Annotated in this window: 22 protein-coding genes and 2 riboswitches; of the genes, 17 read left to right on the top strand and 5 right to left on the bottom strand. The window is 42.0% G+C overall.

Annotation, left to right across the window (positions count from 1 at the left end; genetic code table 11):
- The 3 genes from ilvA (at nt 1) to BST86_RS09880 (ending at nt 3,499) form a co-directional block, all read left to right on the top strand.
- Entirely contained in the window at nt 1-1,263 is a 1,263-nt protein-coding gene (gene ilvA / locus BST86_RS09890) for a threonine ammonia-lyase IlvA (RefSeq protein WP_105983113.1), read from the top strand.
- Nucleotides 1,264-1,327: 64 nt separating this feature from the next.
- Complete coding sequence (locus BST86_RS09885; RefSeq protein ID WP_105983112.1) at nt 1,328-2,914, top strand: NADP-dependent glyceraldehyde-3-phosphate dehydrogenase; 1,587 nt, start codon at nt 1,328-1,330, stop codon at nt 2,912-2,914.
- Between the two features lie 63 nt (nt 2,915-2,977).
- Nucleotides 2,978-3,499, top strand: a complete 522-nt coding sequence (locus tag BST86_RS09880; protein ID WP_105983111.1) for a hypothetical protein — start codon at nt 2,978-2,980, stop codon at nt 3,497-3,499.
- A gap of 96 nt (nt 3,500-3,595) precedes the next feature.
- Here BST86_RS09880 and leuB read toward each other — a convergent pair whose 3' ends face one another.
- The 4 genes from leuB to BST86_RS09860 all read right to left on the bottom strand — a co-directional run bounded on the left by leuB (nt 3,596) and on the right by BST86_RS09860 (nt 8,049).
- Nucleotides 3,596-4,714, bottom strand: coding sequence for a 3-isopropylmalate dehydrogenase (gene leuB, locus BST86_RS09875; protein ID WP_105983110.1), 1,119 nt, complete (start codon nt 4,712-4,714; stop codon nt 3,596-3,598).
- 94 nt (nt 4,715-4,808) lie between these two features.
- Nucleotides 4,809-5,399: a 3-isopropylmalate dehydratase small subunit gene (gene leuD, locus BST86_RS09870; protein ID WP_105983109.1), complete on the bottom strand. Its 591-nt coding sequence runs from the start codon at nt 5,397-5,399 to the stop codon at nt 4,809-4,811.
- Nucleotides 5,399-6,781 carry a 3-isopropylmalate dehydratase large subunit gene (gene leuC / locus BST86_RS09865; RefSeq protein WP_105983108.1) on the bottom strand — a complete coding sequence of 461 codons (1,383 nt, stop codon included), beginning with the start codon at nt 6,779-6,781 and terminating at the stop codon, nt 5,399-5,401. Before leuC ends, leuD begins: the two co-directional genes overlap by 1 nt.
- 92 nt (nt 6,782-6,873) lie before the next feature.
- The gene (locus tag BST86_RS09860; protein WP_105983107.1) at nt 6,874-8,049 is read right to left on the bottom strand and encodes a 2-isopropylmalate synthase; all 1,176 of its coding nucleotides are present in this window, start codon (nt 8,047-8,049) and stop codon (nt 6,874-6,876) included.
- A 149-nt stretch (nt 8,050-8,198) separates the two neighbouring features.
- On the opposite strand from BST86_RS09860, the gene BST86_RS09855 reads away from it, so the two are divergent.
- The 4 genes from BST86_RS09855 (at nt 8,199) to BST86_RS09840 (ending at nt 13,509) form a co-directional block, all read left to right on the top strand.
- On the top strand, nt 8,199-9,743 hold the full coding sequence (locus tag BST86_RS09855) for a hypothetical protein (protein ID WP_105983106.1): 1,545 nt from the start codon (nt 8,199-8,201) through the stop codon (nt 9,741-9,743).
- Nucleotides 9,744-9,846: 103 nt separating this feature from the next.
- Nucleotides 9,847-9,966: riboswitch (SAM riboswitch) on the top strand.
- Nucleotides 9,967-10,095: 129 nt separating this feature from the next.
- The gene (locus BST86_RS09850) at nt 10,096-11,388 is read left to right on the top strand and encodes an O-acetylhomoserine aminocarboxypropyltransferase/cysteine synthase family protein (RefSeq protein WP_105983105.1); all 1,293 of its coding nucleotides are present in this window, start codon (nt 10,096-10,098) and stop codon (nt 11,386-11,388) included.
- Complete coding sequence (locus BST86_RS09845; protein ID WP_105983104.1) at nt 11,389-12,372, top strand: alpha/beta fold hydrolase; 984 nt, start codon at nt 11,389-11,391, stop codon at nt 12,370-12,372.
- A gap of 39 nt (nt 12,373-12,411) precedes the next feature.
- On the top strand, nt 12,412-13,509 hold the full coding sequence (locus BST86_RS09840; RefSeq protein WP_242446507.1) for a homoserine dehydrogenase family protein: 1,098 nt from the start codon (nt 12,412-12,414) through the stop codon (nt 13,507-13,509).
- A 3-nt stretch (nt 13,510-13,512) separates the two neighbouring features.
- On the opposite strand, the gene BST86_RS09835 is transcribed toward BST86_RS09840, so the two are convergent.
- Nucleotides 13,513-14,718, bottom strand: coding sequence for a sensor histidine kinase (locus tag BST86_RS09835; protein ID WP_105983102.1), 1,206 nt, complete (start codon nt 14,716-14,718; stop codon nt 13,513-13,515).
- A 162-nt stretch (nt 14,719-14,880) separates the two neighbouring features.
- Between BST86_RS09835 and BST86_RS09830 the strand changes: the two genes are divergently transcribed.
- The 10 genes from BST86_RS09830 (at nt 14,881) to metF (ending at nt 25,496) form a co-directional block, all read left to right on the top strand.
- Nucleotides 14,881-15,294 (top strand): RrF2 family transcriptional regulator, encoded by a 414-nt coding sequence (locus BST86_RS09830; RefSeq protein ID WP_105983101.1) that lies wholly within the window; start codon nt 14,881-14,883, stop codon nt 15,292-15,294.
- A gap of 94 nt (nt 15,295-15,388) precedes the next feature.
- Nucleotides 15,389-15,664 carry a DUF2061 domain-containing protein gene (locus BST86_RS09825; protein WP_105983100.1) on the top strand — a complete coding sequence of 92 codons (276 nt, stop codon included), beginning with the start codon at nt 15,389-15,391 and terminating at the stop codon, nt 15,662-15,664.
- Nucleotides 15,661-16,281 carry a phosphoadenosine phosphosulfate reductase domain-containing protein gene (locus BST86_RS09820; protein WP_105983099.1) on the top strand — a complete coding sequence of 207 codons (621 nt, stop codon included), beginning with the start codon at nt 15,661-15,663 and terminating at the stop codon, nt 16,279-16,281. The genes BST86_RS09825 and BST86_RS09820 overlap by 4 nt, the downstream gene beginning before the upstream one ends.
- Nucleotides 16,274-17,173, top strand: a complete 900-nt coding sequence (cysD, locus tag BST86_RS09815) for a sulfate adenylyltransferase subunit CysD (protein ID WP_242446561.1) — start codon at nt 16,274-16,276, stop codon at nt 17,171-17,173. The genes BST86_RS09820 and cysD overlap by 8 nt, the downstream gene beginning before the upstream one ends.
- Nucleotides 17,173-18,417: a sulfate adenylyltransferase subunit 1 gene (locus BST86_RS09810; protein WP_105983097.1), complete on the top strand. Its 1,245-nt coding sequence runs from the start codon at nt 17,173-17,175 to the stop codon at nt 18,415-18,417. The genes cysD and BST86_RS09810 overlap by 1 nt, the downstream gene beginning before the upstream one ends.
- A 159-nt stretch (nt 18,418-18,576) precedes the next feature.
- Nucleotides 18,577-19,653 (top strand): NAD(P)/FAD-dependent oxidoreductase, encoded by a 1,077-nt coding sequence (locus BST86_RS09805; protein WP_105983997.1) that lies wholly within the window; start codon nt 18,577-18,579, stop codon nt 19,651-19,653.
- Nucleotides 19,646-19,966 carry a 2Fe-2S iron-sulfur cluster-binding protein gene (locus tag BST86_RS09800; RefSeq protein WP_105983096.1) on the top strand — a complete coding sequence of 107 codons (321 nt, stop codon included), beginning with the start codon at nt 19,646-19,648 and terminating at the stop codon, nt 19,964-19,966. The genes BST86_RS09805 and BST86_RS09800 overlap by 8 nt, the downstream gene beginning before the upstream one ends.
- Nucleotides 19,967-20,160: 194 nt before the next feature.
- Nucleotides 20,161-20,265, top strand: a riboswitch (SAM riboswitch).
- 145 nt (nt 20,266-20,410) lie between these two features.
- Nucleotides 20,411-21,433 (top strand): homocysteine S-methyltransferase family protein, encoded by a 1,023-nt coding sequence (locus BST86_RS09795; RefSeq protein WP_172443344.1) that lies wholly within the window; start codon nt 20,411-20,413, stop codon nt 21,431-21,433.
- Nucleotides 21,426-24,527 carry a vitamin B12 dependent-methionine synthase activation domain-containing protein gene (locus BST86_RS09790; RefSeq protein ID WP_105983095.1) on the top strand — a complete coding sequence of 1,034 codons (3,102 nt, stop codon included), beginning with the start codon at nt 21,426-21,428 and terminating at the stop codon, nt 24,525-24,527. Before BST86_RS09795 ends, BST86_RS09790 begins: the two co-directional genes overlap by 8 nt.
- 15 nt (nt 24,528-24,542) lie before the next feature.
- Nucleotides 24,543-25,496, top strand: a complete 954-nt coding sequence (gene metF, locus BST86_RS09785) for a methylenetetrahydrofolate reductase [NAD(P)H] (RefSeq protein WP_105983094.1) — start codon at nt 24,543-24,545, stop codon at nt 25,494-25,496.
- The last annotated feature ends 13 nt before the right edge of the window (nt 25,497-25,509 follow it).

Genomic DNA, 25,509 nt, shown 5'->3' with positions numbered 1-25,509 from the left:
ATGATTGAAACGCAGGTGTATTATCCAAAAATGGAGGACATCAAGGCTGCCGCAAACCGTTTACAGGACGTGGCTTCCTTGACGCCACTACAATTGAATGAATTGTATTCCAACAAGTATGGTTGCCAGGTGTACTTTAAGAGAGAAGATCTGCAAACGGTACGTTCCTATAAAATAAGAGGTGCCTACAACAAGATTTCTACCTTAAGGGAAGACCAACGTCCTAATGGGATTGTCTGTGCAAGTGCGGGAAACCATGCGCAAGGTGTGGCAATGTCTTGCAAAGTGTTGCAAATTCATGGAACGATCTACATGCCGTCGCCCACACCAGTTCAAAAAATTGATCAGGTAAAGATGCATGGCGGTAGGTTTGTCGATGTGATCCTGCACGGTGATACATTTGATGATGCATACGCCGCTGCAGTCGCAGAAAATGAGAAGCAAGGCAAATGTTTTATCCATCCTTTTGATGATGAAAAGGTGATTGAAGGTCAAGCGACCGTAGGACTTGAAATTATGGAACAGACTGCAGTGGATATTGATTACCTGATCATGCCTATAGGTGGTGGTGGTTTATCAGCTGGTGTTTCTGCGGTATTTAAAGAGCTTTCACCAGCTACCAAAATCATAGGTGTAGAACCTACAGGAGCACCTTCCATGGGTACTTCCATTTTTAATAGACAAAACACTACACTGGATAACATAGAAAGCTTTGTGGATGGTGCCGCTGTTAAAAGAGTTGGTGAACGCAACTTTGAAATTTGTCAAAGAAACCTGGAACGTGTTATCAACGTTCCAGAAGGTGCTATTTGCCAGACGATTTTAGATCTATACAATCAACAAGCTATTGTAGTAGAGCCTGCAGGCGCTATGAGCATCACCGCATTGGAACAATTGCGGGACGAGATTAAAGGCAAGAACGTGGTCTGCGTGGTAAGCGGTAGCAATAATGATATCACTAGAACGGCAGAGATTAAAGAGCGTGCTTTACTGCAATCACAACTCAAACATTATTTTATCGTGCGATTCCCGCAACGAGCTGGTGCTTTACGAGAATTTGTTGAAAAAGTACTAGGTCCCAATGATGACATCACTCATTTTGAGTACACTAAAAAAACCAATCGCATTAATGGAAGTGCCGTAGTAGGCATTGAACTCAAATCTACCGAAGATTTTGATTCACTCCTAGAGCGAATGAAAGCACTCCATTTTTATGGGGACTACATCAATGATAACCCAACCTTATTCGAGTTTTTGGTTTGATATAACATCAGCGTAAAACTGTATGAATAATGAGGTGTTATCTTCAATATTTAAAACCTAACCAATGAGCCAAACAACAATACCACAACAATTTCAAATCACGTCACAGCTGCACCAAAACAGTTATTTGGTAGGCGGTCAACTTATAGAATGGCAAGGCGAAGTTTCTGAGGTATATTCTACCATATCGTCTACAGATAACTATGAACCTACGTTATTAGGTACGATTCCTACATTAGGAGAAAAGGAAGCTTTGGACGCACTTGATGCCGCAGTGGTGGCATATGATAAAGGGAAAGGTTTGTGGCCTACCATGAAAGTAGTGGATCGCATCAACTGCATGGAAAAGTTTGTGGCACAAATGAAAACAAAGCGCGATGAGGTTGTAAATCTGCTTATGTGGGAAATAGGTAAGAACCTTCCTGATTCTGAAAAGGAATTTGATCGTACCGTAGATTACATATATGATACCATTGAAGACTACAAACAAATGGATCGAGACAGTGCCAAGTTTCAAAAGCACGACGGTGTCAATGCCCACATAAGACGTGGACCACTAGGTGTTGTCTTGTGTTTGGGACCTTATAATTACCCATTAAATGAAACCTTCGCATTATTGATTCCTGCATTGATTATGGGAAACACGGCCATTTTTAAGCCTGCCAAGCATGGTGTGTTACTTATATCACCTTTGCTGGAAGCATTTAGATCCAGCTTTCCAGCGGGCGTGGTCAACATCATTTACGGGCGTGGTAGAGTAGTGGCATCGCCCATCATGCAATCAGGAAAAGTGGATGTGCTGGCATTGATTGGTAACAGCAAAAGCGCCAATGCACTACAAAACCAACATCCTAAGAGTAACCGACTTAGACTCGTATTAGGGTTGGAAGCCAAAAATCCCGCTATCGTTTTAAAGGATGCCAACTTAGATCTTGCTATTGAGGAATGTATCGCAGGTGCTACATCCTTTAATGGTCAACGTTGTACCGCACTCAAGATTCTTTATGTTCATGAAGATATTGTTGAGGAGTTTAACAAAAGGTTTGCGGCTAAAGTAGATGCCTTGAAGTTTGGGAATCCATGGGAAAGTGGCGTCAAATTAACTCCTTTGCCAGAACCAGACAAGCCAGCTTACATACAAGAATTGATCGATGATGCGACAAACAAAGGAGCCAAAATCATTAATAAAAAAGGTGGACAAACCACCGAGAACTACATTTTCCCTGCCGTGCTATATCCAGTAACTAAGGACATGCGCGTTTTTCAAGAAGAGCAATTTGGGCCAGTGATTCCAGTAGTTTCATTCAAGGACATTGATGAGCCGTTGGATGATATGGCAGCTTCCAATTACGGGCAACAGGTCAGTTTATTTGGTCAGGACATTAAGACGCTAGCGCCATTGATTGATACATTGGTGAACCTAGTTTGCCGTGTGAATCTAAATAGTTCCTGCCAGCGTGGTCCAGATGTGTATCCATTTACTGGTAGAAAGGACAGTGCTGTGGCTACCTTGAGTGTTCACGATGCATTACGCTCGTTCTCGATTCGAACTTTTGTAGCTTCAAAGGATAATGAGGCCAACAATGCGATTCTACAGGAACTGCTGCAATCCAGAAGTTCTAATTTTGTGAGTACGGATTATATACTTTAAATATAACTAAACGATTAGTTTAACTAATTTTTTAGTTATATTTGAATTCATTACTATAAACGCATGAACTTAAATATCTCAATAAAACTGGCTTACATTTTTTTCTTTTCAATATTAATCATTGGATGTGGGGAAAAAAAGGCAAAGAATACTATTGAAAATGCAAAGGCAAATAAGATATCTGTATACAATTTTGATGACGAGCAACAATTAAACCAATATAGAAAGTTGAAATTAGATGAGACGCATCCAAATCTTCTAAATCCTGAAATTTCTAACTCTGATTATGATGATGTAAAAGCCGCCTGGGTTGATCTACATCAAAATATTGGTGATTTTATGGATGAAAATGACTTTCAATGGCAAACCACAGATAGTACTATTACAGTGGTACATAAATTCTACTTTGATTCAGAGGGTAATATTGAAAACTATTTTTTTAACGTTATCAACGAAAGCATAAGCTTTGAAAATAAAGAACAGTTTTCAAATTTGATTTCAAATTTTGCGATAATTAATAGTATCTCTTACCAAAGTGATGGAAAGTTTGCACAATGCGGTAAAACTAGGTATTTAAATTATTGAGAATTTGATAATAGTTCGCTTTCGCGAAAGCGAACTTTCCCCAAACAAAAAAAAGCGCCCCAAAAGGCGCTTTTCTCAATCATAGATCTAGGGACCTTAAATTATAGTGGATTGACCCAAGTGAATGTTGTTGAAGTTTGCATTGGTATCGTAGGGATGTGCAATAAAATCTGCTATGAAGTCACCTACTTTACTGGTGGTAATGTTGTTGTAGTTATCATTTAAATCTGGTGTTGTTATACCAAGTTCTAAAGATCGATCAACAGCCATTTTAATCAATTCAGCTTCGTTATGAAGATCAAAGTGTTCCAGCAACATCGCAGCGCTCAATATGGAAGCAATAGGGTTCGCGATGTTTTTTCCAGCACCTTCTGGATAGGAACCGTGAATAGGTTCAAACATGGCATACTTATCACCAACGGATGCGCTGGCCAAAAGGCCAATGGAACCGCCTATGACGCTCGCCTCGTCGCTAATGACATCACCAAAAAGGTTTTCAGTCAAAATCACATCAAACTGCGATGGATTCAAGATCATTTGCATCGCAGCATTGTCCACAAAAAGGAAATCCAGTTGTACGTCAGGATATTGGGTGGCTAGTTCTGTAACGACACGTCTCCATAGTCTTGATGTTTCCAGTACATTGGCTTTGTCTACTAACGTCACTTTATTGCGTCTGGATTGGGCCGCTTTAAAAGCTTGATGGGCAATACGTTCAATTTCTTCGCGAGAATAAGCGCACAAATCAGAGGCGTGATTACCGTCCTCGCTCAAATGCTTTTCGCCAAAATAAATGCCACCCGTCAACTCGCGGTAGATAGAGATGTCCGTGCCCGCGATAATGTCGCGTTTCAACGGTGATTTTTCTAGCAAAGCTTCATAAGCCTTTACAGGTCGCACGTTGGCATATAGGCCTAGTTCCTTGCGCAATTTGAGTAGGCCTTGTTCAGGTCGTACTTTGGCAGTAGGGTCGTAATCATACTTGGGATGACCTATGGCTCCAAATAGAATGGCGTCTGTAGATTTACAAAGATCCAAAGTTTTTTCAGGCAACGGATCGTTAAATTGATCGATGGCTGTAGCGCCTACAGCCGCGTTCTTGAACACAAACCGGTGGTCAAACTCGACCGCTATCGCTTTCAACACTTTTACAGCTTGAGCTGTAACCTCGGGTCCTATGCCGTCTCCCGATAAAACTGCAATATTTAATTTCATATAATCTTGTTGATAATGTATAATAAGCGTTTGATGCTCGCTAGGGCAATGACTTCAAAAATTCATTCAATAGTTATTAATGACCAATGACTCTTTAAAATGGTCTCTCTTTTTCAAATTGTTCGATCACCTCTTTTTTACTCAGTAAATAATCAATATCGTCATACCCATTAATCATACAGGTTTTTTTATAGGGATCGATATCAAAAAATTCTTGAAAGGAAGTTCCTTCTACACTTATGGTTTGCTTCTCTAGGTTTACTTGTAATAATGTTTCTGGATTTGCGGTGATGGTATCTAGCAGGACTTTTAAGAATTCTGGTGTTACCTGAATAGGCAACAAACCGTTATTAAGGGCATTACCTTTAAAAATATCTGCAAAATAGCTGGATACGATCACCTTGAAACCATAGTCAGTCAATGCCCATGCGGCATGTTCCCTACTAGAGCCACAACCGAAGTTATCTCCAGCTACTAAGATTTTTCCTTCGTACCTGTCATCGTTCAAGGCAAAATTCTCATTAATAGATCCGTCCTTTTTGAAACGCCAGTCTCTAAAAGCATTCTCACCAAATCCTTCACGATGGGTCGCTTTCAAAAAACGAGCAGGAATGATCTGGTCAGTATCAATATTTTCAATCTTAAGGGGTATCGCTCGAGAGGTAAGTGTTGCAAATTTCTCCATTAGTTCATCATCTTTGTAAAGTCCACAATCTTTCCTTCTACAGCCGTAGCAGCAGCTAACAATGGGCTAGCTAGAATCGTTCTACTACCTTGGCCTTGTCTTCCCTCAAAATTTCTATTGGAAGTACTTACACAATATTCACCTTGAGGTATTTTGTCATCATTCATGGCAAGGCAAGCGCTACAACCTGGCTGGCGCAGTTCAAAGCCTGCAGCATCAAAAATATCTTTCAAGCCTTCTTCAATGATCTGGGATTCGACCTGTTTGCTTCCAGGAACCAACCAAGCTGTTACATTGCTGGCTTTTTGTTTTCCCTTGATAAAACTTGCAGCTACCCTAAAGTCTTCTATTCTTGAATTGGTACAGCTACCTATAAAAACATAGTTAATGGGCTTGTTTATCAAAGACTCTCCTTTTTTGAAATCCATATATTCAAGGGATTTTTCAAAAGAAGTATCATCCGTATCTGGAATAGTTTCAGTGACTTTGATTCCCATTCCTGGATTGGTACCATAGGTCAACATAGGTTCTATGTCTGCCGCATCAAAGAAATATTCTTTATGAAAAACAGCATCATCATCAGTGGGAAGTGTTTTCCAATAAGCTACCTTTTTTTCAAACTCTTCTCCTTGTGGTGCAAATTTTCTTCCTTTCACATACTCAAAAGTCGTTTGGTCTGGAGCAATCATGCCGCCACGAGCACCCATTTCTATACTCATATTACAAACGGTCATGCGACCTTCCATGGACATATTTTTAAACACATCACCAGCATATTCACAGAAGTATCCGGTTCCTGCATTGGTGCCCAATTTTGAGATGATATAGAGAATAACATCCTTAGGCAAAACTCCTTTTTTAAGCTCACCGTTCACCGTAACGCGCAGGCTTTTTGGCTTGGTCAACAACAAACATTGACTGGCAAAAACTTGAGCTACCTGACTGGTTCCAATCCCAAAAGCTATACTGCCGAAGGCACCATGCGTTGAGGTATGTGAATCACCGCAAACGATCGTCATTCCTGGCTGGGTGATTCCCAGTTCTGGAGCCATAATATGAACGATTCCATTGTATTTATGGCCTAGTTCGTAAAGAGTGATATTGTTCTTTGCACAATTCTCTGTCAATTGTCTCAATTGGTTTCTGGACAGTTCATCCTTAACAGGTAAATGTTGGTTTTGGGTTGGTGTATTATGATCTGCCGTGGCGACGATTTGATCAGGTCTCGCTACAGGAATATTACGGGCTTCTAATTCATTAAAAGCTTGCGGACTGGTCACCTCGTGAATCAAGTGTTTGTCAATGTATAAAATCTGTGGTCCATTCTCGATGGCGTCCACCACATGGGTGTCCCAGACTTTATCAAATAATGTTTTTTTCATGAATGGTTTTATTCGTTTTCTTCTTTCCTAGCTATTCGGCAGGCAAGCGGGAAATTGATCAATAGATCTATATCAATACTTAATAGAAATAATTAAGCAGAAATAATCTCTCTATACAAGTGACTCTTCTCAATAATTTGATGGATGTCATCATCCTTAATTTCTTTCTTGCGATCTGCAAACTCCAAAAACTTGGAATACACCACATCCAGCTGCAGTTTTGTAAGCTCATAACCCACAATCTTAGCGCGGTAGGCTAGGGCAGCTCGTCCGGAACGTGCGGTGAGTACTATGGCAGATTCAGTTACACCTACATCCTTAGGATCGATGATCTCATAGGTTGCGCGATTTTTAATCACACCATCCTGATGTATTCCTGAACTGTGTGCAAAAGCATTGGCACCTACGATGGCTTTATTGGGTTGTGTGTAAATGCCCATGCTATCACTGACTAACTGGCTAATTCCAAACAGTTGTCGTGTGTCGATATTCGTATCTAGGTCTAGGTATGGATGCTGTTTAAGCACCATGACGACTTCTTCCAGCGCGGTGTTTCCAGCACGTTCGCCTATACCATTTATGGTGCACTCAATTTGTCTGGCACCATTTATCACACCTTCAATAGAGTTTGCCGTGGCAAGTCCCAAGTCATTGTGACAGTGAACGGAAAGGATGGCTTTGTCAATACCTTTGACGTTTTCCTTTAGATATTTGATCTTCGCTCCATACTCGCTAGGCAAGCAATAACCAGTTGTGTCTGGAATGTTGAGCACCGTTGCACCAGCCTTAATGGCGGCCTCGCAAACTCTGGCTAGATAATCATTATCGGTTCTTCCGGCATCTTCTGCATAGAATTCCACGTCTTCCACAAATGATTTGGCATAGCTTACGGCCTTAAAGGCGCGTTCAATAATCTGCTCTCTGGAAGCCTTGAACTTGTGTTTGATATGGGAATCTGACGTTCCAATTCCTGTATGGACCCTGGGTTTTACGGCATGCTTCAAAGCATCTGCTGCGACTGTGATGTCGTTTTCCACCGCTCGGGTAAGGCCGCAAACGGTAGCATTTTGAACCATTTTTGAAATCTCAACGACAGACTGGAAATCACCAGGACTTGATACTGGGAAACCAGCCTCGATCACGTCAACACCTAGACCGTCCAGTCGTTGTGCGATGCGTACTTTCTGGTCAGTATTGAGCTTGCAACCGGGAACTTGCTCGCCGTCTCTTAAAGTCGTATCAAAGATTTGAACGTTGTTTTTTGACATTTGGGCTACTTAAATATTACTATTGTTACACTAATGTATCTTTAGTGTTTCGCTTTCGCGAAAGCGAAACAACCCAACCTACGATGTTCAAACCACATCTAGGATGTCTAATTATCTGAAATACTGTAAGTTGAAATAGTAATTAATTGATGACAAAGGACCAAAAAGACCCTTTATTTGTACTGATTAAGTCTTTGACTAAGTCTGAAAAACGCCAATTCAAACTCTATGTAGGTAGATTGGGTGTGAATGCAGATTCAAAATTTTTGAATCTTTTCAACGTTTTGGACAAGGCAAATACGTACACTGAAAAGCTGATCTTAAGCTCTACCGACATCAATAAGAGGCAACTGGCAAACGTAAAAGCACACCTTTACAAACAAGTATTGATAAGCCTCAAGCTCAATCCAGCGCACCAAAACATACGATCACAAATTAGGGAACAGCTTGATTTTGCCTCTATACTTTATCACAAAGGCTTGTATAATCAAGGATTGAAAATTCTGGATAAAGCCAAGGAACTTGCTCTTAACAACGAAGAAAAAAACCTGGCCTATGAGATCGTCGAGTTAGAAAAGGTGATTGAATCACAGTATATCACTAGAAGCATTAGCAACCGTGCAGACCAGCTTTCCATACAGGCCAAAGAGTTGAGCACTGCCAATGTCCTTACCAGTAAATTGTCCAATCTTTCACTACAGCTTTATGGACTATTACTCAAAACAGGTTATGTCAAGGACGAGGAAGAAAGCCAGCAAATCACAGAATACTTCAATGCAAGATTGCCCAAGTACGACATCGCAGATTTAGGTTTTAGAGAAAAACTGTGGTTGTACAAGGCCTATTTATGGTACGGTTTTCTGATGCAGGATTTTTTGAGTTGCTATAAGTATGCGACAAAATGGGTCGAGCTGTTCTATGAGCATCCTAATATGATCCAGCTGAATCCTGTGTTTTTTCTAAAGGGAAACAATTATTTACTGGAGGCACTTTTCTTTTTAAGAAGAAAGGAAAAATTTGATAAAAGGCTTGCCATACTTGAAGAAACCGTCAACGACGGCAATTTCCCAGACAATGAAAATGTGGCTGCGCTCTCGTTCTTATACCTCAACTTGAATAAGGTAAATGCCTATTTTATTGACGGTAGTTTTAGTGATGGGTTATTCTTGATTCCTAAGATTGAAAAGGAATTAAAATCTTTCAAAAGCAAGATTGATGAACACCATCAAATGGTTTTCTATTACAAGTTTGCTAGTATGCATTTTGGTGCTGGGAACAATCTTGAAACCATTTATTACCTGGAGAAAATCATCAATAACAAATCATTGACCATGCGAGAAGACTTGTTGTGTTTTTCCAGAATCTTGAGTGTCATTGCACATTATGAAGCTGGTAAAGACGAACACCTCGAGGCAGATTTGAGGGAAACCTACAAGTTCCTGATCAAGATGAACGACTTGCATGAGGTGCAAAATGAGCTTATTAGATTTATACGGGATTTAGGCAATATTTATCCTCAAGATTTGAAATCTGCGTTTAAAAAGCTGTTGGAAAAACTTAAAGTTTATGAAGATCACCCATTTGAGCGCCGTGCTTTTTTGTACCTCGACATTATTTCCTGGCTGGAAAGTAAAATTTCAAATATGACTGTAGGTCAAGTTATTAGGGGTAAATTTTCACAAGAAAAAGGATAGTATTTTTATTACCCTAGTAATTTAGTAGGTAAATAATCTGTTAAAAATTTGGATTAACCATTTTATTTATTGAATCTTTACATTCACGTTCATAACCATACTGAAATTATCAAGAAAGGACGAGGGAACAGACCCATCGACTCCTTAGCAACCCTTCATTTATGTGATCCATAAGTGATGAAGGTGCTAATTTCTGCTCGCATCTCGCGAGACAAGATGATACACATGTAAGTAGGTTACACTACCACAAGTTTCTTTTTTGATTTTTCCTTATTGCGCAAGCGATAGGGCAAATTCGTATTTCTATTGGTTCTGGGCATTAATCTAATTTCTAATTTAAAAAAGAAACAAAATGTCAGATCAAAAATTTTCAACCCAAGCATTACACACCGGTCACGATGTAACAAAGAATGGAGGTACACGAGCAGTGCCATTGTATCAATCCACTGCTTATGTATTCAATAACAGCGATCACGCTGCAAACCTTTTTTCATTGTCAGAACCAGGCTGGATCTACACCAGGCTCAATAACCCAACCGTTGATGTGCTGGAACAACGCCTCGCTGCACTTGAAGGTGGCATCGCCGCAGTTGCTACAGCTTCTGGAACGGCTGCGATCTCTACTACCTTATTGACACTGCTTAGAGCTGGTGATCATATCGTTGCGAGTAATTCGCTTTATGGCGGCACCTACAATTTGCTTTCGGTTACCTTACCACGCCTGGGAATCACAACCACATTTGTGAATCCTAATGATGACGATGCTTTCGCGAAAGCGAGACAAGAAAACACACGCGCCATTTTTGTAGAATCTCTAGGAAATCCTAAACTGGATGTACTCGATCTTAAAAAAATAAGCGCTCAGGCCAAAGATGCCAAAGTCCCATTAATCGTGGACAATACTGTCGCAACGCCTTACTTGTTAAATCCAATTGAGCATGGTGCCAATATCGTTATTCACTCCTTGACAAAGTACATCAATGGTAACGGTACGGCTCTAGGTGGTATCATCATTGACGCAGGAACCTTTGACTGGACTAACGGTAAATTCCCAGAATTTACAGAGCCGTCTGCAGGTTATCACGGACTCGTTTATAGCGAGGCTCTAGAAGCTGCGGCGTTTATCGCCAAGGTAAGAATAGAAGGCCTGCGCGATCTAGGTGGCGCTATTTCACCATTCAATGCATGGCAAATCATCCAAGGATTGGAAACCTTGCAACTGCGTATCAAGCAACATAGTCAAAACGCTCTTGAACTGGCTACCTGGCTTAAAGAGCAAGACGATGTGGCATGGGTAAATTATCCAGGACTCGAGTCCAGCGATTACTACGATCTTGCTCAAGAATACTTGCCAAAAGGTCAAAGTGGTATCGTTACATTTGGTGTTAAAGGTGGCTATGAAAATGCCAAGAAAGTGGTGGATAGCGCCAAGGTATTCTCGTTACTAGCCAACATAGGAGATACAAAATCTCTCATCATTCACCCGGCAAGTACTACTCACCAGCAACTTAAAGATGAAGATCAATTGAGCACTGGTGTGACTAAGGACTTGATCAGATTGTCTGTAGGACTTGAGGATCTTGAAGATTTGAAGTCTGATTTGCTTAACGCTTTCAAGAGCATCAAATCCACGGTGACGGCCTAGATGTCAAAAAAGCTTCAATACATATCTATTCCAGACCTAAAGCTTAGGTCAGGTAAAGTCCAGGATATTAGTGTTTCGTACCAGGTTTTTGGGCGTGAGTTGCATACCGCGCCCATTATTCTGGTCAATCACGCCTTGACGGGAAACTCCAGTATTGATCAATGGTGGGAACCTCTGGTGGGCGCTGGAAAGGTGCTGGACACAGACCGTTTCACATTGCTGGCTTTTGATATCCCTGGTAATGGTTATGATGGTGATGTGGATCGATTGATCTATAACTATCAAGAATGGTGTCTGGCAGATGTAGGTCTCGCTTTCGCGAAAGCGATACAAAGCTTAAAAATCCATACCATCGACATAGGTATAGGTGGCAGTATAGGCGGCGCCTTGTTGTGGGAAATGATCGCCATTGAACCAAAGTTATTTAGAACCATCATACCTATTGCCGCAGACTGGAAGGCAACTGATTGGCTCGTGGCTTGTTGCCACGTACAGGATTCCATTCTCAATACATCCAGTGCACCGCTGGAAGTCGCCAGACAGCATGCTATGACTTTTTATAGATCGCCGCAAGGATTGACCAGTAAATTTCACCGTGAAAAAGTGGCGGGCTCATTTGCAGTGAACAACTGGTTGGATTATCATGGAAAAGCCTTGGATCAAAGATTTAGCTTACCCGCATATCGATTATTGAATCACCTTCTAGCCAGCACAGATGCTGCTGCTTGTTACGATAATTCCATTGAAGAAATGGTAGGACGATCCACCACATCTATTGAATTGATTGCCGTAGACAGCGATGGGTTTTTTGTAGCACAGGAAGATCGCGATACGTATGCATTACTCAAGGAGTCTCACGAAATAAAATACCACGAGATTCAAAGCTTGCACGGTCACGATGCCTTTTTGATGGAACACGACCAGGTCAAATTTATAGTTTCCAAAATCCTGAGGCACCATTTAAAGGAAGTCGATGCCACCTAGGGCATGATTTTCATTGGGAAACCAATAAATAACATCAACATGAAAACAATACACCTCTATATTTTCGGCTTAGGAAATGTGGGCAGTAAGCTCATACAACAAGTTCTTGAAAGCCATGAATTTTTTAAAAAACAACAGCACCTAAACTTGCGCATTGTAGGTCTGGCCAATTCACGCAGGGTTTACACCACATCAAAAGGCATTACTGCAGATTGGAAAAATGAATTTTCAAAGCATTCTCAGGTTAGGGAAGAGAAAAGCTTCTACGAATTCTCTGAAGACTATCAGGTTCCTAAAATAGCTATAGACGCTACTGCCAGTAAAGAACTTTCTAAATTTTATCCAGAGATTGCAGGACAAGGGTTTCACATAGTCACCGCTAATAAGATTGCCAATACCTTATCACAGGAGTTTTATGACCAATTGCGTGCGATATTGAACAGTCAAAACCTAAAATTTGAATATGAAACCAATGTAGGTGCAGGGTTACCTATCGTTCAAACGGTCAGAGATTTGTATCACAGTGGTGAGCAGGTCTTTGCTATCAATGGTGTTTTTTCAGGTTCGTTGGGATATATATTCAATCGGTATTCACAAGAAGATGTACTATTTTCCCAAGTGGTAATGGATGCGCTCCAAAATGGCTTTACAGAACCTGATCCTAGAGAAGACCTATCTGGTAATGACGTGGCGCGTAAACTTTTGGTTCTCGCCCGTGAAGCTGGATTAAAACTGGAGTTTGAAGACATTGAAATAGAAAATCTAGTAGTACCGCAGCTACAGACCTATTCTCTAAATCAGTTTTTAACAGAGCTGTCCTCACTGGACGAACAGATGCAGCAGCGCAAAAATGACCTGAAACCTAATGAGGTGTTGCGACATTTAGGGCAGCTGGATGTGAGAAACCAGACCTTGACGGTTTCCCTTCAAGCCGTTTCCAAAGATTCACCTGCAGGTCAATTACAAGGTAGCGATGGTTTTTTTGAGATCTATTCTGAAAGCTACACCAAGGAGCCTCTAGTCATCAAAGGTGCTGGTGCTGGTCGCGAAGTGACCGCACGTGGTTTGTTGTCTGATATCGTTAAGATAGGTAGATCCTTGAAGCAACAGCCAGTTCCACAATTTTGTGTCAACTAGCTATTAGCGCTCGATGGTAAATGTAAATGTGGTCGAAACTCCTAATTCGGATTTTGCTGTTATGCTGCCACCTAGGCTTTCAACCAATTGCTTAACGGTCGATAATCCTATGCCGTGGCCTTGATTGCCATCGCGGTCATATTCTCCTACAGTATTGAATAGTTCAAAGATGTAGGATATTTTATCTTGTGGTATTCCTATACCGTTATCGATGATCCTAAACTCATAATGGCTCGAGTGAATATCAGCTTCTAGGTTTATGATAGTTTCTTCCTTATCGTTGTATTTGATACTATTGCTTATCAAATTGAGGAAGATTTGTTCCAGCGCCACTTGATTGCAGTAAATCGTGTGATTCACTTCAGGTAAGTTGATTTCACAGTGATGCTTGATGTTGATCAATTCCACGATGTCTTCCAGCACATCGTTTAAATTGAAGGTGGTACGATCTTCAATATCATGTGACGAGCTCTCGTAATGCGAAAGAATATTTGTGATGTAATCACTTAATGACAACGATGATTTTTTGAGGTATCCTAAATACTGTCTACCATCATCGTCAATTAAAGCACTGTATTTCTTATTTAATATGTCTGAAGTTACAATCAGATTAGCTAGCGGCATTTTCATATCATGAGAAACCGTAGCGGCAAAGTCCTTTAAAAGCGTGTTATGCTTTTGAAGATGCTTCTGTGAAATTTCCAGTGCTTGATTCGCTACGTGCAACTTAAAAAGCTGCTCTACCTGTCGGGCGAGGTTTTTCAAAGCTTTGCGCTGGCTGCTGGTAAGTTCTTTGGGTTCATCATGTAGAACACATAGGGTTCCTATGGCATAGCCATCAACACTTAATATGGGGACACCTGCATAAAAGATCGTTGGAGTTTCAGGATGAGTGACTAACGGATTTCCTATAAACCGTTCATCCTTTGTGGTATCTGGGATTTCCAGAATCTCATCTGGCTGATTGATTGCATGTGAACAAAAGCTAATATCTCTATCCGTTTCACATACATTGATGCCCACTTTGGACTTGAACCATTGTCGATCTTCATCAATAAGAGATATGATGGCATTCTTGGTACCGCAAACAAAAGCCGCTAACTCTGTAATGTTATCGTATTGATCCTCAGATATAGTATCTAGGATCTTAAGACGTCGCAACGAGTTGAGACGTTCCTTTTCATTAGCAGGTTTTGAGGCTATAATCATAAATAATCATTATCAAACGATGCTGATCATAATGACCATGTTATCTGAAATGCGCTACAAATTTAGATATTATTTCCAAGTAGGAAAATGCGGTAATTTCCTACAAATATACGATTCAAATATACAACCTATAATGAGTCGTAAATCCATTAGTTTTACGGGATGCTTTCCAGAAAGACAAAATATGGAATTAAGGCCTTATCGTTTTTGGCCAGGAATTCAAGTCAGACCACTTTTGCGATCGCTACTATCGCACAGGCAGAAAATATACCGCATAAATTTCTTGAGGCGATTCTCTTAGAACTGCGTAAAAATTCCATCCTGGGCAGTCGTAAGGGAAAAGGTGGTGGCTATTATTTGCTGCAGCCACCAGAACAGATCAGGATGTCCACGGTACACCGTATTCTTGAAGGACCCATTGCGATGTTACCTTGTGTAAGCCTTAATTATTATGAAAAATGTGAGGACTGTCCGGACGAGGATGCCTGTACCGTCAATCGATTAATGCTCAAGGTGCGTGATAACACGTTAGAAATACTAGAAAATCAAACTCTTGCCGACTTGATCGGTAATTAAACTGATTGCGCCACAATCTCAAACAGTGATTATTACCCTAGTAAATATATAGGGTTTAAAGATTATGTCGTTTATTTGTAGCTCAAATCGGTTTATGATCTTAGATCAGTTTTTATACACCTCGCGCAAGCAAGAGCAAATACAGGATGTGAGCGCAGCTATGTCGCAGGATTCTACGATGCGCAGCGTGATCAAATCCATCACCTGGCGCGTTGTAGGGACGATGGATACCATATTGATTTCATGGATCTTGACTGGTGAGGTGCGCACGGCTTTTGCCATCGGTGGTGTAGAATTGATCACTAAAATGGTGCTGTATGTCGCTCACGAGCGCGTATGGAACCGCATAAAATTCGGCAGACGACCATGATAGATCAAAACAATTATCAAGAATATAATTCCGCTTTCGCGAAAGCGGAACCCAGCAAAATCATTGCAACTATATTAAAACAAGCGCATAAACCGGTAGTGACTACCAACTTCAGACCCTACGAGGTCGCAATATTGCACGCTGTGGCAAACGTAGATGCTACTGTACCGGTCATCTGGTGCGATACAGGATATAATACGCCACAAACTTACAGACATGCTATTTATGTGATCGATACCTTAAAACTGGACGTGACCACCTTTGTACCACAACAGACCGTCGCATATAGAAATGAAGTGATGGGCTTGCCTACCGTAGATGATCCAATACATGCAGAGTTCACCCAGCAAGTAAAACTAGAACCATTCCAGCGAGCTATGGAGCAGTTTCGCCCAGATGTTTGGTTTACCAACTTGCGCGCGGGACAGACCAGTTTTAGGGACTCCATAGATGTACTGTCCTATAGCAAGGACGGCATATTGAAGGTAGCACCTTTTTATCACTACAGTGATGCGCAGCTGGACGATTACTTGCAACAACACCAATTACAAAATGAGCACAGATATTTTGACCCTACAAAAGTCGAATCGAACCGTGAATGCGGTCTCCATGCCTAAAGTTTTGCCACTTAATGCACTAGAGGCAGAGGCGATTTATATCATACGCGAGGTCCTCGCGCAGTTTGAGAAACCGGTGCTGTTGTTTTCTGGCGGTAAGGACAGTATCACGCTGTTGCATCTTGCCAGAAAGGCCTTTTTTCCAGCTAGGATTCCGTTTCCATTATTGCATGTAGATACCGGTCACAACTTTCCCGAAACCATTGACTTTAGAGATGAATTGGTAGCCAGATATGATCTTGATCTAATCGTGGCTCATGTGCAGGACAATATCGATGCAGGAATCGTTAAGGAAGAAACCGGTCGTTATTCAAGTCGCAATCAACTGCAGACACAAACATTGCTGGATGCGATAGAAGAACATGGCTTTGACGCCTGCATGGGCGGCGCCAGACGTGACGAGGAAAAGGCACGTGCCAAGGAGCGCATCTTTTCAGTACGCAACGATTTTGGTGAATGGGATGAAAAGAATCAACGACCTGAGCTTTTTGATTTGCTCAATGGTATGATCGAGCTAGGTCAGAATGTGCGTTGTTTTCCTATTTCTAACTGGACAGAGTTGGACGTTTGGAACTATATAAGAAGCGAAAAAATAGAAATACCATCTATTTATTATGCGCACGAGCGATCTGTTTTTGAGCGTGACGGTTTGATCTGGAGCGATTCACCTCATGTGTATCGCGACGATCATGAAGAGGTGGCAACTCGATGGGTGCGCTTTAGAACCGTAGGCGACATGTCGTGTACTGCAGCGGTCGCAAGTACGGCAATAGACATTGATACGGTTATTGAAGAGATAAGCGGCAGTACCATTTCAGAACGTGGCGCACGCATTGACGACAAGCGCAGCAAGGCTGCCATGGAAACACGTAAGCAACAAGGATATTTTTAATGGATGTATTGAAGATTGCTACCGCAGGTAGCGTGGATGACGGGAAAAGTACTTTGATAGGCCGTTTGTTGTATGACACGCAATCGCTGCCTACAGATAAGCTTGAGGCCATCAAAAAGAGCAGCGAGAAAAAGGGATATGATTACCTCGACCTATCGCTGGCTACTGATGGTCTTGTGGCAGAGCGTGAGCAGGGAATCACCATAGACGTGGCGCACATCTATTTCTCGACACCAGACCGCAGTTACATCATTGCAGACTCGCCTGGTCATGTGGAATACACGCGCAACATGATCACGGGCGCCAGCACCAGCAAGGCCAGCATCATCTTGATCGATGCTAGAAAAGGCGTTGTGGAGCAGACCTTCCGCCACTTTTATATCAACCATTTGTTGCAGACCAGCCATTTGATCATTGCGGTAAATAAAATGGATCTGGTGGATTATGAAGAGTCCGCTTTCGCGAAAGCGGAACAACAATTCAGATCACTGCTGGATCAACATCCCTTAGAAAAACGAACCGTGCATTTTGTGCCGGTCAGTGCGCTCAAAGGCGAAAATGTTGTAGATATATCAGGCGCAATGCCTTGGTACACCGGAAGTACCATACTTGAAATCCTTTCCAAGATCGATACAGTGGAAGAAAGCACGCAAGGATTTTTACAGGTTCAAAACGTGATACGTCCTAAAACCGAAGAATATCACGATTACCGTGGTTTTGCGGGTCGCATCAAAGGCGCGCACTTGTCCACTGGTGACGAGATTACCGTGTTGCCATCAATGAAAACAAGTATGATTGATGGTATTTATTTCAATGGCGACAGTTATGATGAGGCTCCAGTAGGCAGTTCAGTCAGTGTGACGTTGAAAGATGAAGTCAATGTGGATCGTGGTGATGTCTTAATGACGCAATTGCCAGCAGATTTTGAGCTGACCAAAACCATTCAAGCGACCATTTGCTGGATGGATAGCACACCATTACGTCCACGCACTAAATTCCATCTTCAATATGGAACGCAGCGCATGACTTGTCGTGTGGAACACATCCTTTCCAAAAAGTCTACCGATTTCCGCCAGGACATCACGGAAGTCGAGCTTCTGGAACTCAACGACATTGCAAGGATTCAGCTTAAATTGAGTAAACCCATTCCAGCAATAACCTACGATCAATCTAAAGAATTAGGTCGTTTTATTTTGATCGAACCACAAAGTAGAAATACCGCTGCGGTTGGGTTCATCGAATGATTTATTAGGTCTTAGTTAAGCAATTACTACAAACTCTTGTTTCCTGTTTCTTGATTCTTATCTCTGTCAAAACCATCATCATAAACACTTGTTTAGCTGCCGTTTGGTAACGACCTTTGCAATTCCTTAAAAAGGAAATTTATTGCTATGGAGAAAGAGATGATTACCACAGATATTTTAATCATAGGCGCTGGTCCTACAGGTCTTTTTGCGGTTTTTGAAGCAGGATTGTTAAAGCTGAAGTGTCATATCATAGACGCACTAGCCCAACCTGGTGGTCAGTGTACAGAATTGTACCCTAAAAAACCCATCTATGATATTCCTGGTTTTCCAGAAGTTCTAGCTGGTGATCTGGTAGATAATCTCATGAAGCAAATCGAACCGTTCCAGCCTGGTTTTACCTTAGGAGAGCGCGCCGAAACCATTGAAAAACAAGAAGATGGTAGCTTTATAGTGACGACCAGTAAAGGAACTAAGCACCATGCTAAAGTAGTCGCCATTGCTGGTGGTTTAGGATCGTTTGAACCTCGCAAACCAGCCATTGATGGAATCGAAAATTACGAGGACAACGGTCTAGCTTATATGATCAAAGATCCTGAGGTTTATCGCGACAAAAAAGTAGTCATTGCCGGTGGTGGCGATAGTGCTTTGGATTGGTCTATATTTTTGGCAGACGTCGCTAGCGAAGTAACTCTGGTTCATAGACGAGAGGAATTCCGCGGTGCGCTAGATAGTGTCGAGAAAGTAGAGGAATTGGTCCAACAAGATAAAATAAGATTGGTCACACCTGCGGAAATCTTAGATATCAACGGCGATGGAAAAGTGGAATCGGTGCTCCTACAACACAACGACGAGGCAAAACGAATGGAAGTAATCGAATGCGATGCTTTTATACCGTTATTTGGTTTGGCGCCTAAACTAGGCCCAATAGCAGATTGGGGTCTGGAAATAGAAAAGAATGCTATTAAAGTGGACAACACTTTAGATTACCAAACCAACATTCCAGGCATCTATGCCATAGGCGATGTGAACACCTATCCTGGTAAATTGAAATTGATCCTTTGTGGTTTTCACGAGGCCACTTTGATGTGTCAGAGTGCTTATCAACGCATCTTTCCAGACAAACGGTATGTGATGAAATACACAACCGTTGGTGGTATTGATGGATTCGATGGTTCACGTAAGGAAGCCGAAAAAGCAGTCGTTAAAAAAATAGGCAATAAGCAGAATGTCTGATATCAAAATGACCATCATCGATCGCGATGGCCAGCGCCACGAGGTCGATGCGCCTACAGACATGAACATGAACGTCATGGAAGTCTGCAAGGCTTATGATTTACCCGTGCAAGCCGTTTGCGGCGGTATGGCCATGTGCGCCACCTGTCAGTGCTACATCATCAGTGATCACGATTTAGGTGAGCGCAATGATGATGAAGAAGCCATGCTTTGGGAAGCCCAAAACGTCAAAGAGAATTCCCGACTAGGCTGCCAGATCCCGATTACGGAAAATTTAGAAGGATTGGTGATTGAATTGGCTCCTGAAGAATAGTGAATTTTACGTCAGGCTGAGCCTGTCGAAATCAATTCGTTTCAGAAAAGTTTAAAAAAGAGGCACTCTAGTTTAAAAAATGGCTGGTGCCACAAGGTCGAAGTCTAAACTATAGACAAAATCAATTTTATTTTTCACTTTAATTTTGTTTTTGATTTTCCAAAGCCCATATTTGTACTAGTTCATTGCATTTTGAGTTATAAAGAAAGGTTCAGGGATTAGACCCGTTGAGACCTTGGCAACCCTACGATTGTAGAAGGTGCCTCATTCTACCATGCGATTGCGTGGAAAGATAACGAGCAAATTATCCGCACATCTTTCTTTAATATTTGATTTGTTTTCGCTTTCGCGAAAGCGATATCCAACTCAAACATCAAGTTTATCTGTAGCTCATGCTATGGATCAAACTTAATGCAGGTGAGCATGATCACATAAACACAAAGATTGAAGAATACGACATTATATAAGGCATTGCAAGAACGCATCCTCGTACTGGATGGTGCCATGGGAACCATGTTGCAACGGCATAAATTCACAGAAGAAGACTTTAGAGGCGAGCGCTTTGCAGACTACGCATCTGATGTGAAAGGAAACAATGATTTGCTGTCCATCACTCAGCCAGAGGCCATTGCTGGTGTCCATGCCCAATACTTTGCGGCTGGAGCAGATATCGTAGAGACCAATACGTTTAGTGCAACTACGATCGCCATGGCAGATTATCACATGGAATTTTTGGTGGATGAATTAAACGTTGAAAGTGCTCGAATTGCCCGCAAAGTAGCCGACGATTTCACAGCAAAAGAACCACACAAACCTAGGTTTGTTGCAGGCGCTATAGGTCCGACCAACAAAACCGCCAGCATGTCGCCAGATGTGAGCGATCCTGGTTATCGCGCTATAACATTTGAAGAGTTACGAAAAGCTTACAAACAACAAGCAGCTGGATTGATCAAAGGTGGCGTGGATATTTTGTTGGTAGAAACTGTTTTTGACACACTCAATGCTAAAGCTGCTCTTTTTGCCATTGAAGAATTGAAAGAAGAACTTAATCTTGATATACCAGTCATGGTAAGCGGCACAATTACAGATGCCTCTGGAAGAACCTTAAGTGGTCAGACAGCCGAGGCTTTTATGATTTCGATTGAGCATATACCGCTGTTGTCTTTTGGTTTCAATTGCGCCTTAGGTGCCAAACAACTCACACCTTATTTAGAGACTGTAGCTAGTAAGTCCAATTATGGAATAAGTGCATATCCCAATGCGGGATTGCCTAACGCCTTTGGAGAATATGATGAGTCGCCAGAACAGATGGCTTCACAAATTAGAGAATATCTCGACAAATCTTTGGTCAATATCATAGGTGGTTGTTGTGGTACCACACCAGAACACATTGCCGCTATTGCAAAAATAGCTGCCGAATATCAGCCTAGAATTATTCCATCCCTACAAACTTTGGCGCATGGATAAGAAAGAATTTAGACCACTAAAACTAAGCGGCCTTGAGCCGTTAGTTATTACTCCAGAAAGCAACTTTGTCAATGTGGGTGAGCGCACCAATGTTGCTGGTTCCAAAAAATTCTTACGTCTTATTAAGGAAGAGAAGTTTGATGAAGCGCTGGATGTTGCTCGCGACCAGGTGGATAACGGTGCCCAGATCATTGACATCAATATGGACGACGGCCTGATCGATGGTAAAGCCGCCATGGTCAAGTTTCTCAACCTGATCGCTGCAGAACCTGATATTTCCAGAGTGCCTATCATGATCGATAGTTCCAAATGGGAAATTATTGAGGCTGGATTGCAAGTGGTACAAGGCAAATGCGTTGTCAATTCTATAAGCTTAAAAGAAGGCGAAGAAGAATTTATAAAACATGCCAAGGCTATCAAGCGTTATGGCGCTGCCGTGATTGTCATGGCCTTTGATGAAGTAGGTCAAGCAGACACCTATGAACGCCGCATCGAGATTGCCAAGCGCAGCTATGATATTTTGGTTAATGAAGTCAAGTTCGCTCCAGAAGACATCATCTTTGACCTTAATATTTTTCCGGTGGCTACGGGAATGGACGAGCATAAACTTAATGCCTTGGACTTTATTGAAGGGACCCGATGGGTGCGTGAAAACTTGCCATATGCTAGTGTTAGTGGTGGCGTGAGTAATGTGAGTTTTAGCTTTCGTGGGAATGATAAAGTGCGGGAAGCCATGCACAGCGCCTTTTTGTACCATGCGATCAAGGCTGGTATGAATATGGGAATCGTGAATCCTGCATTGCTAGAAGTCTATGATGATATTGATAAAGAGCTACTCGATCATGTAGAAGATGTATTGCTCAACCGCCGTGATGACGCTACAGAGCGTTTACTGGATTATGCAGAAAACGTTACGCAAACCACACGCACGAGTACCATTGACAATAGCTGGCGAGAGTTACCATTACAGGATAGAATCACAAGAGCTTTAGTAAAAGGAGTGGACGCTTTTATCATTGAAGATGTAGAAGAAGCGCGAAAAGCCTCAAGCGCGCCCATCGAGGTGATTGAAGGTCATTTAATGACAGGTATGAATGTCGTGGGTGATCTGTTTGGTTCGGGTAAAATGTTCTTGCCACAAGTGGTGAAAAGTGCTCGAGTCATGAAAAAGGCCGTGGCATATCTGTTACCCTATATTGAAGCAGAGAAAGAGAAACTCAGACTCCAAGCCCCTAAATCCCCAAAGGGGACTTTTACCAGTTGGCGTACTGCCAACCCAATCGCCTACGACTTGTTGCGAAAAAGGGTAAAAGAAAAGCGAAAAAATCCAACTCCTGCTGAAGCTAAAATGTGGGAAGCCTTGAGCAATAAAAAATTGGAGGGATACAAGTTCCGACGTGAGCATATTATAGGTATGTATATTGCCGATTTTGTTTGCTTAAAGAAAAATCTAATCATAGAAATTGATGGAGGCTACCACGAAAACTACGAACAACAAGAAAAAGATCAAGAAAGAACAGAATGGTTGGAAGATCATGGCTTCAAAGTGATCAGATTCAAAAACGAACAAGTACTCAACAACATTGAGTCCGTTTTGAACGAAGTTCAAAACGAACTCAAAAAAGTCCCCTTTGGGGATTTAGGGGCTAGCGCCCCAAAGGTATTAATGGCCACCGTAAAAGGCGACGTACACGACATAGGTAAGAACATTGTTTCGGTAGTTTTGGCCTGCAATAATTATGAGATTATTGATCTTGGTGTGATGGTGCCGCCAGAGAAAATTCTGGATGCTGCGATCGAGCATCAAGTCGATATCATCGGCCTGAGTGGTTTGATAACTCCATCACTGGACGAGATGGTCTATATCGCCAAAGAAATGAAGCGCCGCAACTTCAATGTGCCACTCATGATAGGTGGCGCGACTACTTCAAGAGCCCATACCGCTGTAAAAATTGCCCCAGAATATGATGGCACGATCGTTCACGTCAACGATGCCAGCCGCGCGGTAACGGTCGCTGGAGAATTGACAGGCGATAAGGACGAAGATTATTTCGCTTTCGCGAAAGCGAAAAAAGAGGAGTATTCAAAACTGCGTGATGAGTTTCTAGGTAGAGCCAAAAAGAAAGATTTTCTAACCATCGAACAAGCCAGAAAAAATAAATGGACCACAGATTGGGATACCTATCAGGCTGTAAAGCCTAACAAATTGGGTGTTCACGAATTGACAAACTTGGACCTCAAAGAAATTTCAGAATATATCGACTGGTCGCCCTTCTTCCGCAGTTGGGATTTGCACGGTCGTTATCCAGATATTTTGAAAGATGAAATCGTGGGCGAGCAGGCTACAGATTTGTTCGCAGATGCACAGGAAATGTTGAAGCAGATCATTGATGAGAAATGGCTGGATGCCAAAGCGCTCTACGGTTTGTTCCCAGCAAATTCCAACGATCAGGATGATATTGAGGTACATGGAACAGATGCTGAATATATTTTTAGAACCTTACGCCAGCAGTCCAAAAAAGCGGTTGGAAAGCCTCAAATAGCACTATCTGACTTTATCGCACCGGCAGCTTCTGGAACACAGGATTACATTGGGGCTTTTTGTGTGACAACAGGTTTTGGCGTTCCAGAACGAGCAAAACAATTTGAAAAAGATCATGACGACTATAATTCCATCATGCTCAAGGCCCTTGCTGACCGACTCGCCGAAGCGCTAGCCGAATATCTGCACCTAAAAATACGTAAGGAATTCTGGGGTTATGCCAGCGACGAGCAGTTGGAAAACAATGACTTGATCAAAGAAGCCTACAAAGGCATACGACCTGCGCCAGGTTATCCAGCTTGTCCAGACCACTTAGAAAAAGAAACGATCTGGGAATTATTGCAAGTGGAAGAAAAAATAGGAGTAACGCTTACAGAAAGTCTTGCCATGTGGCCGGCAGCAAGCGTTTCTGGATACTACATCGCGCATCCAGAATCACGCTATTTTGGATTAGGCAAGATCAAAGATGACCAAGTAAAGGATTATGCAGAGCGGAAAGGAATCTCTCTTGCCAAAGCAGAAAAATGGCTCAACCCAAATATTGCGGATTAATACACAAAGGACTACATGAAGATTACCGACCATATCAAGCAAGCAGATCAAGCGCTGTTTAGCTTTGAGATCATACCACCAGTAAAGGGCAAGTCGATACAAGAACTCTACAACAATATCGATCCCTTGATGGAATTCAAGCCGCCATTTATAGACGTGACAACCTCTCGAGAAGAGTTTATCTACATAGAGAAAAAAGGCGGTTTGCTGGAGAAAAAACTCACCAGAATGCGACCTGGAACGTTGGGAATTTGTGCTGCGATACAGAATAAATATGACGTGGATACCGTGCCACATTTGCTTTGTGGTGGTTTTACCCAGCAGGAAACAGAATATCTTCTAGTAGACTGTCAATATCTAGAGATTGATAATGTCATGGCGCTGCGCGGCGATGCCCGTAAGGAAGAAAAGCGCTTTGAGAGTACAGATGGTGGTCATAAATATGCCATCGATCTGGTGAAGCAAATCAATGATTTGAATAAAGGACACTACTTGCATGATGTTATTGAAATTTCCTGTGATGTGGATTTTTGCATAGGTGTGGCTGGTTATCCAGAAAAGCATGAGGAATCACCCAGCATGAAAACCGATTTAAAGCGCTTGAAGGATAAAGTGGAAGCCGGTGCACATTACGTAGTGACCCAGATGTTCTTTGACAACCAGAAATATTTTGATTTTGTCAAAGCGGCTCGCGACATAGGCATAACCATACCTATCATCCCAGGAATCAAGCCTATCGCGACTAAGGCACACTTACAATTGCTTCCTAAAACGTTCCATCTGGACATACCGCAAGATTTAGTAGATGCGGTAGAAAACTGTAAGACAAATAAAGACGTACGTCAGGTAGGCGTGGAGTTTTGCATCGAGCAGTGCCGCGAGTTAATGGCGCACGATGTACCGGTGCTGCATTTTTACAGCATGGGAAAAAGCGATAATATTTACGACATTGCCAAAGCTATTTTTTAATGTAGTTTCGCCC

The sequence above is a fragment of the Nonlabens agnitus genome (assembly GCF_002994045.1).
GTDB lineage: Bacteria > Bacteroidota > Bacteroidia > Flavobacteriales > Flavobacteriaceae > Nonlabens > Nonlabens agnitus.
The sequence above is the reverse complement of the archived record's forward strand: the minus strand, read 5'-3'. Positions and strand labels throughout refer to the sequence as shown.